This window comes from Sulfolobus tengchongensis (assembly GCF_036967215.1).
In the GTDB taxonomy this organism is placed as follows: domain Archaea; phylum Thermoproteota; class Thermoprotei_A; order Sulfolobales; family Sulfolobaceae; genus Saccharolobus; species Saccharolobus tengchongensis_A.
Window position 1 is genome coordinate 2320337 of sequence record NZ_CP146016.1, and the last position, 13175, is coordinate 2333511.

Here is a 13175-nt window from a genome sequence, read left to right on the forward strand (position 1 = left end):
GTATGATCCTATATATTTTAAAAGATAAAAGCGACTTCTCAACGTTAAAAGAGAAGTTAAATCAGAATTCGGCGTCTTATAAGGTATTAAGTTTGTATGGTAAGAATTTAGTGTTAGCATGGCCAGATCAAAATGTAAAAAGTATCAGTGATGACAGCATAGAAATAAAAGTTGAAGTTAAGAAACCTTACATTCTTGCAAGCAATGATTGGAAAAAACAGCCTACGATAGTTAATGTGAAAGACGTTGAAATAGGTGGCAATAAAGTTGTAATTGCGGCTGGTCCTTGTGCAGTAGAAAGTGAAGAACAAGTACTTACTACTGCTAAAGCTGTTAAAAGAGCTGGTGCGTCATTACTTAGAGGAGGTGCATATAAACCTAGAACAAGTCCATATTCATTTCAAGGTTTAGGGGATGAAGGAGTAAAGATTTTGAGGAGAGTAGGCGATGAAGTTGGTTTACCTATCGTAACAGAGATAATGGATACTAGAGATTCGCCAATATTTAAGCAATATGTCGATATGATACAAATTGGAGCCAGAAATGCACAGAACTTCTCCCTCCTCAAGGAAGTAGGCCAGTTAGGCAAACCCGTACTATTGAAGCGAGGAATGGGTAATACAGTAGAAGAGTGGCTTCAGGCAGCTGAGTACATTTTACTAGAAGGAAATGGTAATGTAGTGCTATGTGAAAGAGGTATAAGGACCTTTGAAAGATCAACAAGATTTACATTAGATATAGGCGGAATGGTAGCAGCTAAATTAATGACACATTTACCTATTTGTGCAGATCCAAGTCATCCAGCTGGCAGGAGAGAGCTAGTACATTCATTAGCATTAGCTGCGGTAGCTGCAGGTGCCGATATGCTATTAATAGAAGTTCATCCAACACCCGAAAAGGCACTAAGTGATGCTGAGCAACAACTAACTCTGGAATCTTTTGAGGTCTTAGTTAATAGAATTAGAGATCTAACAAGAGCTTTAGGTAGAGATGTATGAGAGAAGTTACAGAAAATATTTGTTGTTCTGAGGTTAAAGTGGTAATAGGTGAGGGTTCTCTTTCTAAATTGCTTGATATAAAAGATCATAAAATTGGGGTTATATATTCAAAGAAATTAAATATAGATAATGTTATTAAGTATCTATCAGATCCTTATCTAATTTCAATTGAAGATGGAGAGAATGCAAAAGATCTATCTAATATAATGCTATTAGTGAATGAACTGTTCGAAAGGAATTTTGATAGGAGTGATTATATTATTGCCGTAGGTGGTGGAACTGTAACAGACATTGCAGGGTTTGTTGCATCAATATATCTAAGAGGAATAAATCTAGTAAACGTACCAACTACGTTTTTAGGTATGGTAGATGCTGCAATAGGAGGTAAAAATGGAGTAAATTTTAATAATATAAAGAATATTATTGGAACATTTTATCAACCCACTATGATAATTTCTGATCTAACATTTTTGGAAACCTTGCCAACAGAAGAACTAAAGAAAGGATTAGCAGAAGTAATTAAATATGGTTTAACGTTAGATAAGGAATTATATGACTTCCTATCTCTAAATAAAGATGAAGTATTAAATAAAGATAAGTTAGTTTTAGAGGAGTTAATTTATAGATCCACAATCGATAAACTTGCAGTTGTGAAGGAAGATGAGAGAGAGACGAGAGGTATACGTATAGTATTGAATTTTGGACATACAATTGGACACGCGATAGAGGCTGGTTCTGGATTTAAAGTTCCACATGGTTATGCTATTTCAGTAGGGATGGTGTGCGAAGCGAAGATAGCAGAGGAGTTAGGTTATGCAGAAGAGGGAGTTGTTGAAGATGTATTATGGCTGTTGCAATTGTATGGTTTACCTTATGATATTTCACAGATAGATGCCCCGCTAGATTTAAAAACTGCGTTAAACGCTATCGAGATGGATAAAAAACATAGAAGGAACGTTATCTTGATGCCTTTTCCTACAAGAATTGGCAATTGGAAGAAAGTTGAGGTACCCTTAAATGTGATTAAGGGGTTTGCTGAACAATGTTTGACGAAATAAATTATGATACTAAACTTTTTGGTTTGATAGGTAAGGATATAAAATATACTTTATCGCCATATATTCATAATTTTTCCTTTAGATCTTTGGGAGTTAATGCAGTATATTTAGTTTTTGACATGAATGAAGATAGATTTGAACGAAGTATAGATGGCTTACTAGAGATAGCTGAAGGCCTAAACGTCACTATACCATATAAGGAAAAAGTTATGAAACATTTAGATAGAACAGATCTATTATCTTCACGAATACAAGCTGTGAATACAATATACAAAAGGGAGGGATATAATACTGATTATGTAGCGGTAAAAAATTTAGTTATAAAAAAGGTTGAGAATATATCAGGCTTCGAGTGCTATATATATGGCGCTGGCGGTGCAGCAAAAGCTGCAGCTTTTGCATTAGCTGAAATGGGATGCACTATTAATATTATAAATAGAACTAAAGCCAGAGCGCAAGAATTAAAAACCTTACTGAATAAGAATGGTTTTGAAGCGTTAATTAAGGAAAAATGTGAGAAAGACAATAATTTAGTTCTAGTTAACAGTACTCCGGATCCAAATGTAGTTGCTGAAGAATGCGTGAAGAAATCTAATTTGGTAATAGAATTTGTTTATAAACCAGTGGAGACTGAATTGATTAAAAAAGCGAAGAAGTATGGAATTAAATATATAAATGGGTTAGAAATTTTAGTAAATCAGGCCGTAGAAGCGGAAAAGATATGGTTTAATAAAAGTGTTCCAGATGAAAAGATTATAGAGTATCTTTATGCCAGGAAACTCGTTTGGTAAGATATTTAGGATAACTACATTTGGAGAGAGTCATGGTCCTGCAGTAGGTGTAGTAATAGATGGGGTACCAGCTGGTTTACCATTAAGTACAGAAGATATTAAGTTTGAACTGGAATTTAGAAGACCAGGAAGGTTATATGTATCGGGTAGAAGAGAAAAAGACGAACCAGAAATACTAAGTGGGATCTTTAACAATAGAACTACCGGATCTCCAATAGCTGTGATAGTGAGAAACTCTGACGTGATATCCAGTCTATATGAGGAAGTTAAGTATAAACCTAGGCCTGGCCATGCTGATCTACCCTATATTATGAAGTATGGTTACGAAAATTGGGACTATAGAGGAGGTGGGAGATCTAGTGCTAGAGAAACAGTAGGTAGAGTAATTGCTGGAGCTGTGGCAAAGAAACTGCTCATGTTAACTAACACGTGGATAGCAGGTCATCTCAGGAGTTTAGGACCAGAAGAATTAAAGGAGGAAATATCATTCGAGGAGGTCCTATGTTCAAAATATAGCCCGGTAAGAGCTAGTAAAAAAGAGTTAGAAGAGAAATTTGAAGCTCTAGTAAAAAAGGCCATGCAAGAAGGAGATAGTTATGGAGGCGTAGCTGAAATAGTAGTTAAAAATTCCCCTGTAGGTTTAGGAGAACCAGTTTTCGATAAAATAAAAGCTGATTTAGCTAAAGCAATAATGTCAATTCCTGCTGTATTAGGCTTTGAATATGGATTAGGTTTTAATGCAAGTAAAATGAAAGGAAGTGAAGCTAATGACGAAATTGTAAAAAAAGATAACAGACTTGGATGGAAATATAATTATGCTGGTGGTATTTTGGGTGGATTAACTAATGGGGAAGATATAGTGCTAAGGTGTGTATTTAAGCCAACTAGTTCAATTAGAAAACCCCAAAAAACAGTGGATTTAAGGAACTTAGAAGAGACCACAATATCAGTAATTGGAAGACATGATCCAGCTGTTGCAATTAGGGGAGTAGCTGTGGTTGAATCAATGGTTGCAATAACTTTAGTTGATCACGCAATGAGAGCAGGATACATTCCCTCAGTTAGACTTACAGAAGATCAAATTAGTGTAATCCAACAACGTTGGGAGAGGTATGTGAACTCATGCAAGCCTATGGCGGGATCTCAGTAGTTAATGCCTTGCCTTCTTGGTATGGCTCTTCTATGGCAGTTAATCTAAAGATTAATGTTACAATTAAAGAGGGTAAAAGAGATTACACCAAAGAAAGTGAGTTAATTAGAACTATTGTTGATTATTTTAAAGAAAAATATCTCATTCCAGATATTGTAGTAGATATTGAATCTGAGTTACCCCAAAAAAGCGGTCTAAAGAGTAGTAGTGCAGTATCTGTAGCATTAATAAGCGAGATAGCAAAGCGATATAATATAAATAACGTTAACCCTCCCATTCTGTCCGCAATTCTTTCATTAAAAGCTGGAGTCTCATATACTGGGGCATTAGATGACGCCACTTCTTCTTATTGTGGCGGAATATCATATACACACAATAAGTATTTCCAAGTAATAAAGATGGATAATCCAAAAGACGATCTAGTTATTCTCATATTAGCAAAAGGAGGAAGACAGAAGTCAGTAAAGTTATACGAGTTAAAGAAATATAACAGTGTATTCGAAGAGATTTTTAAGATAGCTCTTAAAGATCCCTTAGTTGCAATGAAAATGAATGGTATATTGATAGCTAATATTCTAGGTTATCAACTAGATCCCATAGAAGTTTCATTAAGAAAAGGTGCGTTAGCTGCAGGCATTAGCGGGAATGGCCCATCATATTTTGCCGTAACTAAAGATGGAGAAGAAGGTCCAATATACGAAAGCCTTAAGAGATTTGGAGACGTTATTATATCTAGGCCTGTAGACCTTGATTGTAAGGATATATCCATCAAAAATTAGCGGAATGATAAAAGCACCACAATCAAAAAGTGTTGCCATTAGATTAATCTTTCTTTCTCTTTTTACTAGGTTGCGTCTTCGTAATCTAATTCTATCAGAAGATGTGGTAGATGCGATAAACTCAGTCAGAGCTTTAGGAGTAGAGGTAAAGGATAACTCTGAGTTTATTCCACCAAAGCATTTGGAAATTAAGGAAAAATATATAAAATTGAAAGGATCTGGTACCACACTCAGAATGCTTATTCCGATAATCGCCGCTATAGGTGGCGAGGTAATTATTGATGCCGAGGAGAGTTTAAGAAAAAGACCAGTGAGAAGAGTTGTTGAAGCATTAAGTAATTATGGGGTATTATTTTCCTCTTTCAGCTTACCCTTGAAAATTAGTGGGAAGATAAATAACGATAGAATAAGAATTTACGGTGACGAGAGCAGTCAATATATTTCAGGTTTAATATACGCTCTTCATATAATAAATGGAGGTATTATTGAAATTATACCACCTATTTCATCTCTAAGTTATATCTTGCTTACTGTAGATTTGTTCAACAGATTCGGGTCAGATGTTAAGATGGTCGATAACAAGATATATGTTCATCCTAATAAATTATCGGAGTTCGAGGGTGAGGTAGTAGGAGATTATGGCTTAGCTTCATTTTACGCTCTTTCAGCATTAACAAGTGGGGGAAATGTTACGATAACCAATTTATGGAAGCCAGAAAAGTATTTTGGTGATCATAGTATAGTTGAGATATTTAGGAGAATGGGTGCAGTAAGTGAATACGAAGAAAATAAATGGTACGTTGAGGCTAGAGAAAGATACCTTCCGATAAAAATAGATATAGATGAAGCGCCAGATTTAGCTATGACGATAGCTGGAATAGCGGCCATAGCAGATGGTATAAGTGAGATTAGCAAGATTGAGAGATTGCGAATCAAAGAAAGTGACAGGATAGAAAGTATTCAAAAAACACTTTTACTATATAATGTATTGAGTGAAGTAAAAAATAACTCAATTTTCATATTTGGAACTGATAAAAAACTGTTGAATTCTCCAGTTACGGATTGCCTAAACGATCATAGAGTTGCTATGATGTCGTCCGCTTTAGCCTTAATTAAAGGTGGTGCCATCACTTCTGCTGAATGCGTAAATAAGAGCAATCCGAATTATTGGCAAGATTTATTATCGCTTAATGCAAAGATTTCTATTGAATGAGACCATTAGTTGTAGCTTCATTTCCAGTTAAGAGGATAGAGGATTTAAGGCTCATAGAGAATTTTCTAGATTCTGATTTAATAGAGTTAAGATTGGATTACTTAAAAGATATTAGTATTATATCTAACTATTATGAATTTTTAGATAAGTACAAAAGTAAATTGATAATAACATTAAGGGACAAGGAAGAAGGAGGAATAAATCAAATAAGAGATGAAATAAAAGTAAAGCTTCTAAAGGAACTTTATGATAAGGGCTTTCTTTATGACGTAGAAGCATCATTTCTTAAGAGAAATGATTTACCTTATGATAATAAGATAGTCTCAGCCCACTACTTTAAGTATTTACCATCACGAAAAGAAGTTGAGGAAATAGTCAGGGAATTCTCTGAAAAAGCCTACAGCGTTAAGATTGCAATTCCTAGTTTAAGGGGATACAAAGAGATCCTTTTGCCTCTTCTTGAAAATGAAAAAATTACTATAATACCAATGAGTAATAATCCTTTGGAGAGAATCGCAGTTGGTCTATTAGGTTCAAAACTGGTCTATTCCTATGCAGTGGAACCTTTAGCACAAGGTCAAATTTATTATAAAAACCTTATAAAAATACTTAATTATATTAATGATATGATTACCTCATCCGGAGTTACCTGAGTTTTATACACTCTTATAGGCTTTCTTGAGGCACCCTTCTTAGGTTCACCAGTATATATCGAAAAGTGTGAAAAGTGACATTGACAAACCAGTTCCTCCTTTATTATGACACCATATTTCGAGATATCGCATCCTAAATGAGGGCATCTATTATCAAACGCAAAAAATCTATCTGCACCTAAGTAAAAAATCACCAATTCTTTGCCATCAGGCAAGCTAATTTTTCTTTTCTCTCCAGTTCTAAATCCATTTCTGCTTATTCTTATTTCTCTCATAATTTCAATATGTTAAAAGAGTAGAAGAAATTAAAAATAAACGCTAGGGTATTAAAACCCTTACTGCGCGTAATACTACAACTGCACTTAATGGTTTAGATGCCTAAAAATTTATACTTAATTACGATATTTATTTTTGATCTTATTTTACGTTTTGTATAAGGTCATTATGGCGTGGTAACTTTACTTGAAATCATTTATCTAAAAATTTTTTATTAAAGCAAATTGTAAGATTTAAACATAATAGACGTTGCATAATAAAAACTACTTAAAAGATTATGAACAAACAATTTATAAGAGTGAAAGCAGACAAAGTATAGTAGAGGAAAATAAAGATGTTAGAAATAAGTGAGGATCTCAGAGTTAAACTGGATTATAGAATTTTCGAAATAGTTCAGAACTCACCTGCTACTGAAATAAAAGCCATTATTGTAACCTCATTGCCTCCATCAAGTGAAGTAATAAATGAGATACAGAAAGCCTCATTAAAAGTAGATAGGGTTTTTAGTATTATGAATGTAGTTAAAGTAAGAGGAAAAGCAAAGAATGTAATATCATTGTTAGATAAGCCTTTTGTCAAGTACATAATGTTAGAAGAAGTTATAGTAAACGCTCCAGAATTAATTTAATTGTGGAATTCAGAGAGTGGCAAAGCAAAATAGCTGAAAAAGTTATTGATGCATTAAGAAATAATTTTTTAGTTATATTACAAGCTCCTACTGGAAGTGGTAAAACTCTCTTTGCTCTGTACACTTCTCTTAAGGTAAAACAGAAGGTAATATTCGTAGTTAGAACTCATAATGAGTTTTTTCCAGTCTATAGGGAATTGTCAACCCATTTTAGGGACAAGAGGTACGCGTTTTTAGTAGGTAAGTCATTAGCTTGTGTATATACTTCTAGCGACGTAGATCCGCAAGATATTTACTGTGGAGGCTGTGAATTATTTAACGTAGCTGACGTTAAAATAAATGATCCACCCAAAATAAGTTTAAATAAGCTTAAGGATGAGAGTAAAAAGTTAGGTTTTTGTCCATATTACTCACTTCTGGAGACTATAAAAAGCGCAGACGTCATACTACTTACATATCCTTATTTATTCATGCCTTGGCTTAGGAACTCATTAGACATAAACTGGGAAGATTATGTGATTATTGTAGATGAAGCGCATAATATAGAAAACATTTCAAACATGGAAGAGAAAAGATTAAATAAAAAAATAATAGAGTTGGCTATCTCTCAAGCTAAATCACAAAATGCAAAGTCTATCCTAGAGAGACTAAAAGAAAATTTAGAGAAGCTCGTATACTCTGATGATAGATATATACTCGTTGATAATGATAAACTAGCTAGTATAACGTTATCTGATGACGAGATTGACACTTTAACAGAGGAATATGAGGATATCAGGAAAGATATGATAAAAAATAAAAGTTTAACTAAGAATTATTTAGGATCAGTAATAAGATTTTTTGAACTATTGAAAGATGAAAAAGTAAGAGTGTTTTCATATTCAAACTCCTTAGTGGCTAAATATGTCATATCATCCGATTTCATAAATATACTTAATGACGAGAAAATCAGCTTTATGCTAATGTCAGGAACTATGCAACCATTAAATTATCTTAGAGATATTATCGGAATAAATAGGAAAATTGTTTATATAGATGTCGAGAAAATTATGAGAAGTAGATTAACTGGAACATACGAGTGCCTTATATCCATGGACGTAACAACGACATACAGTTTAAGATCAGAACAAATGGCACGTAAATACGCTTCGTACTTATTAAAAATTTTTTATAACTCTAATAAACATATTCTGGCTATCTTTCCCAGTTACGAATTTATGCATATGGTATCCAAGTTCTTAAATAATATAGGATACTTAAAAGAAGACTCAGAGACTAGTATTGAAGATATTATTGATAAGGTGAAAAAAGGAAAGACATTAATTATGGGTATAGCTAGGGGCAAGATATCTGAAGGTATTGAGATAGTTGAAAACGGAATTAGCTTAATCTCTGATGTAGCAATAGTAGGTATTCCATATCCGCCTATTGATGATTATCTAAAGTTAAGAGCAAGTGAGATATCTAAAGTCTTGAAAAAAGATGTTAGTGATGAGTTAATTAGAATACAAGCATTAACTGCAGTTAAACAAGCTATAGGTAGGTCTATCAGAAGCCCAAGGGATAAGGCGATAGTCTGGCTTCTCGATAAAAGATATGACAGTTTGTGGTGGAAGAAAGAGCTTAATTGCTTGAATGCAAGAAAAATTAAGCTGTGAAATGAAAATGGAAGTGGAGATCTTCATTCATAAGACATGTGTAGAATGTAACATGCTATTGGAATATTTGGAAAACAAAGGGTTATTAAGTAAAGTTAAGATAATAGATACCGAGCTATATCCATTTTTAGCTTTTGAGAGAGGAGTCATATCTACCCCATCAGTTTTCATAGATGGGAAATTAGTTTATGCTGGTGCTGTAGATTTTGACGAGTTTGAAAAAATAATAAGTGGAGAGAAAATAATTAAACAGATAGATAAGAATAACCTAATTGAAAAATTGATGTATGGTATTGTTGATTCATTCGCAGCGACCGCGTGGTTATATATCAACAGAGACTTCGATTCATTTATGGCTCAAAAAGATTTCGTCATTGCGGTAACTGGATTAGCTCTTCTAAATGATAGTGAAAAAGAAGAGTACTATAACTACTTAAGAAATGTGATGATAAAGGAAGGAGAGAAATACATAGAGGAATGGAAGCCAAAGATGTTGAGAAATATCGCCTCTAATTTCATTAGGGAATTATTTTGGTTATATGAAAAGAAAATAAGTAAAGATGTAGTTATTCAAAAGTATCCGTTAGAAGTTTTCGCTCATTGGCTAATGGTACGAGGTGGAGCTGTAGGAAGAGTTGGGGTAAGAATTCATTCGCTCTCCAATACTATAATCATGAACAGAATATTAGATGCCTATAATTTTATGTTAGAAAACTACGATGAACTGTTTAATAAAATTGAAAAAGAACAGACTGAGTTAAAAGCTAAAAATAGAGAAACATTAAGGTACATACGTATTTAAAAACCAATCATTAAAGCTAAAAAATGTTTTAAACTTTTAATCTCCAATAAAATAACTCATTACATGGATAAATTAGACCTTAGGGGCAAACCATGTGAGGAATTTATACTTGAACTTTCAAAATACTTAGTGACCATGAAAGTAGGTGACAGCATATTAGTATTAACAGATAAAGATAGGGTTTTATGCACTCATCAGCTTTTACGAAACGCTCCCAGATATCTATTTAAAGCGGACCTAGTGGAAGATCATGCAGAAATTACGATAAAAAGATTAAGGTAATGCTAATAATTGAATTTTTGACTGTCATATAAATTAATTTTTATGTTGTTCTCATAGTATCGTCATGAATGAATAAATTATTTCTATTATATCTTTTGGCCACTTATTTTATACAATCTTATCTTTCAGTCTCTATAGGGAGATCATAGATATCTTAAATTTTTAACTACTTGGCTGCGCTATGATGGTTTTGCTCTAACTATATGCATTAAGAATGATTCATTACTAAATTTAAATCAAAAGGGTAAAACAATATTATTTCATGTAACAGATGGAATCGCCGACTATCTTTAAAGTTGAACCTTTTTCTTGTAGTACTAAATCTATGAACTTACTGTAATCTAATGCTATTCCAAGATCGCTAAGTTTTATACATCCCTCTTCCAAGACTTTTTGTAATATGAGATCGTAATTATCACTAACTAAGTTTATAACATCTGCTATTTCGTTCTTATGTGTAACTATACTTGATAAATCTTGTATGACTTGCAGAAAAGACGCTAATGCCTCCATTCTTTTACAAATGGGTTTTGTATTATCGTTTAATTCCTTTTCAAGTAAGTTAATAAGCTCAAATTCTTTATACCTATCTAAAGAAGGTATCTCACTTTGTATACGTTTATATTCCTCTTTCAATTTGGTTACTGTATCAATAGCTAATTTTAAACCTTGTTCCATGATTTCTTCACTTTTTATTATAAATGTCGCGGGCTTCTCGTCATTAAGTTTTATTAATATCTTTAGAAGTTCTTGATTAGTGCTTAGATTGAGAGAATTTAACATCTGTAGAAATTTTATTAGCAACTCTACACAAGCTTTACAACTATCAATATTTTCCTTACTTGCTAATTCCTTAATGTATATTATTGACTTTTTAATGTCTAGTCTTATATCTGTAATTTCACTATCGTAGTTCTTACCTAACAGAGTTTTTAACGACTTAGTCATATTCTCAACATATTTAGATAATATATTCATATTTTCACTTATTCTACTAAGTAATTTGCTTATCTTAATCGTATCGTCTTCATCTATTTTTATGGGTTCAGATAATGGCTCAATCCTATCTAATACAATTCCATAATTTTTAATTTCCTCTACAATTTCATTGTATTGTGAAATTTGATCGAATAAATAGTCATTAATGTTTCTTTCTAGTTCTAATTTTTTCGCGTTTATTTCCATCTCTATATTTTGTAAAGACTTTATATCAGCAATTGTTTCTAAATTAGCTGATACAGAAGAGAAAAACTTTTCATATTTCTGTATTATAGAGAATAATTCCATATCTGTAGAATCTTTTGACAATAACTTTATTTTATCTAAGCTACTCTTAACTTCATTTAAACTTTCATTAATTTTACTCTTCCGTTCTACGATTTCACGTTTAATATAAAAGTTAGTTTCTATTATTGATAAGATAGACGGAATTAAATTTAAAATCGCTGAAATTAACGTAATTAAAGCAATTATCTCTATTTTCTCATTAGAGATATATAGGAATATGTCAAGTGGTATAATTCCAGCTAGGCTGAATATATATTTTAATCCGAATAATATCCCTGATATCACAATAAGTGCTAGTGATATCCATAAATTAGGATTATACGGAAAGCTATAATATTGTAAAATAGGAATTACAAGTAAAGGTAAGACGGAAAGAACATTTACGGAAATTTTATTATTTTTTTCACTTATTCCGAAAGGTAAAAATAATATAAGATATGGATTATATAGTGCTAGAAGTAAGGAATCAGATGTTATTACACTCTCATTAGACCTAAATTTTAATATTGAAATTAAAGGTATTACAAATAAGAAAACTAGTACTATGATTAACTCTATCAGATATTTGATCGAATAAAACTGTATAAGGGGATATAATGACAAATAATAGATAGCTTTCGTAAGTATTGCCTTATCTATAATATACAATGCTAAGAGTATTATGGAAAGTTGTTTATAGAAGAAGAATGAAATTACCGAGATTGCTGCTATAGTGAAATATACATATTCTACAGGAATAATTTCATATAATATATTATATGAGATGATCGCATTAACTACTGCTGCTACTACTCTATTAATATAGTCATAAACAGTTTCAGTATTAGGCTCAGGATTCTTTATAAACATTCTAAAGATTATATTATTTCAGAGATATATATGGTTTACTAGGTTTAGGAAGTTAAAGATATAAGTGGTTTCTCATATGTTTACCTATGGCTCTCCAAATCCAATTTAAAAAGTACGAGCTACCTCCATTACCATATAAGGTAGACGCACTAGAACCATATATAAGCAAGGACATAATAGATGTACACTATAATGGTCATCATAAAGGTTACGTTAATGGCGCGAATTCCTTTCTAGAAAGGTTAGAAAAAGTAATTAAAGGAGATTTACAGTCTGGTCAGTACGATATTCAGGGTTTGATGCGTGGCCTTGTATTTAATATAAATGGGCATAAGTTGCACGCCTTATATTGGGAGAATATGGCTCCAAGTGGTAAAGGTGGTGGTAAACCGGGTGGCGCATTAGCAGATTTGATAAACAAACAATATGGAAGCTTTGATAGGTTTAAGCAAGTATTCACTGAAACTGCAAATTCATTACCAGGAACTGGCTGGACCGTACTCTATTACGACACAGAGACGGGAAACTTAGAGATAATGACGTTTGAGAACCATTTCCAAAATCATATAGCAGAATTACCTATTATATTAATAGTGGACGAATTTGAGCATGCATACTATCTTCAATATAAGAATAAGAGAGCTGATTATGTGAACGCATGGTGGAATGTAGTAAATTGGGATGCAGCAGAGAAGAAATTACAGAAGTACCTAACGAAGTAAAACAATTTTTTATCTATTAACGTTCTTAT

The 13175-nt window shown here is 32.6% G+C and carries 14 protein-coding genes; 12 read left to right on the plus strand and 2 right to left on the minus strand.

Translation table 11 applies throughout. The annotated features are described in order from the left end of the window. Positions 1–2 precede the first annotated feature (2 nt). From aroF to V6M85_RS11335, 7 genes are read left to right on the plus strand one after another with little or no spacing between them, the layout of a single operon-like run. Positions 3–998 (plus strand): 3-deoxy-7-phosphoheptulonate synthase, encoded by a 996-nt coding sequence (gene aroF / locus V6M85_RS11305; RefSeq protein ID WP_338600101.1) that lies wholly within the window; start codon positions 3–5, stop codon positions 996–998. Further along, complete coding sequence (gene aroB / locus V6M85_RS11310; RefSeq protein ID WP_338600103.1) at positions 995–2056, plus strand: 3-dehydroquinate synthase; 1062 nt, start codon at positions 995–997, stop codon at positions 2054–2056. Before aroF ends, aroB begins: the two co-directional genes overlap by 4 nt. After that, positions 2041–2847: a shikimate dehydrogenase gene (aroE, locus tag V6M85_RS11315; RefSeq protein ID WP_338600106.1), complete on the plus strand. Its 807-nt coding sequence runs from the start codon at positions 2041–2043 to the stop codon at positions 2845–2847. Before aroB ends, aroE begins: the two co-directional genes overlap by 16 nt. Then, positions 2825–3997 carry a chorismate synthase gene (gene aroC, locus V6M85_RS11320; RefSeq protein ID WP_338600108.1) on the plus strand — a complete coding sequence of 391 codons (1173 nt, stop codon included), beginning with the start codon at positions 2825–2827 and terminating at the stop codon, positions 3995–3997. The genes aroE and aroC overlap by 23 nt, the downstream gene beginning before the upstream one ends. Next, positions 3970–4776 (plus strand): shikimate kinase, encoded by an 807-nt coding sequence (locus tag V6M85_RS11325; RefSeq protein WP_338600110.1) that lies wholly within the window; start codon positions 3970–3972, stop codon positions 4774–4776. Before aroC ends, V6M85_RS11325 begins: the two co-directional genes overlap by 28 nt. Then, the gene (aroA, locus tag V6M85_RS11330) at positions 4745–5989 is read left to right on the plus strand and encodes a 3-phosphoshikimate 1-carboxyvinyltransferase (RefSeq protein ID WP_338600112.1); all 1245 of its coding nucleotides are present in this window, start codon (positions 4745–4747) and stop codon (positions 5987–5989) included. Before V6M85_RS11325 ends, aroA begins: the two co-directional genes overlap by 32 nt. Continuing rightward, positions 5986–6642, plus strand: coding sequence for a type I 3-dehydroquinate dehydratase (locus V6M85_RS11335; RefSeq protein ID WP_338600115.1), 657 nt, complete (start codon positions 5986–5988; stop codon positions 6640–6642). Before aroA ends, V6M85_RS11335 begins: the two co-directional genes overlap by 4 nt. Here the strand turns inward: V6M85_RS11335 and V6M85_RS11340 are convergent. Beyond that, complete coding sequence (locus V6M85_RS11340; protein WP_338600118.1) at positions 6603–6917, minus strand: Rieske (2Fe-2S) protein; 315 nt, start codon at positions 6915–6917, stop codon at positions 6603–6605. The genes V6M85_RS11335 and V6M85_RS11340 overlap by 40 nt on opposite strands. A 335-nt stretch (positions 6918–7252) precedes the next feature. On the opposite strand from V6M85_RS11340, the gene V6M85_RS11345 reads away from it, so the two are divergent. The 4 genes from V6M85_RS11345 to V6M85_RS11360 all read left to right on the plus strand — a co-directional run bounded on the left by V6M85_RS11345 (position 7253) and on the right by V6M85_RS11360 (position 10288). Next, a complete protein-coding gene (locus V6M85_RS11345; RefSeq protein WP_338600121.1) occupies positions 7253–7546 on the plus strand; it encodes a hypothetical protein in 294 nt (97 codons plus the stop codon). A gap of 2 nt (positions 7547–7548) precedes the next feature. Continuing rightward, positions 7549–9204: an ATP-dependent DNA helicase gene (locus tag V6M85_RS11350; protein ID WP_338600124.1), complete on the plus strand. Its 1656-nt coding sequence runs from the start codon at positions 7549–7551 to the stop codon at positions 9202–9204. 7 nt (positions 9205–9211) lie between these two features. Then, positions 9212–10006 (plus strand): thioredoxin family protein, encoded by a 795-nt coding sequence (locus V6M85_RS11355; RefSeq protein ID WP_338604775.1) that lies wholly within the window; start codon positions 9212–9214, stop codon positions 10004–10006. A 63-nt stretch (positions 10007–10069) separates the two neighbouring features. After that, a complete protein-coding gene (locus V6M85_RS11360; RefSeq protein WP_338600127.1) occupies positions 10070–10288 on the plus strand; it encodes a hypothetical protein in 219 nt (72 codons plus the stop codon). Positions 10289–10543: 255 nt separating this feature from the next. Here V6M85_RS11360 and V6M85_RS11365 read toward each other — a convergent pair whose 3' ends face one another. Continuing rightward, positions 10544–12424, minus strand: a complete 1881-nt coding sequence (locus tag V6M85_RS11365) for a hypothetical protein (RefSeq protein WP_338600130.1) — start codon at positions 12422–12424, stop codon at positions 10544–10546. 86 nt (positions 12425–12510) lie between these two features. On the opposite strand from V6M85_RS11365, the gene V6M85_RS11370 reads away from it, so the two are divergent. Continuing rightward, positions 12511–13146: a superoxide dismutase gene (locus tag V6M85_RS11370; RefSeq protein ID WP_338600133.1), complete on the plus strand. Its 636-nt coding sequence runs from the start codon at positions 12511–12513 to the stop codon at positions 13144–13146. Positions 13147–13175 lie beyond the last annotated feature (29 nt).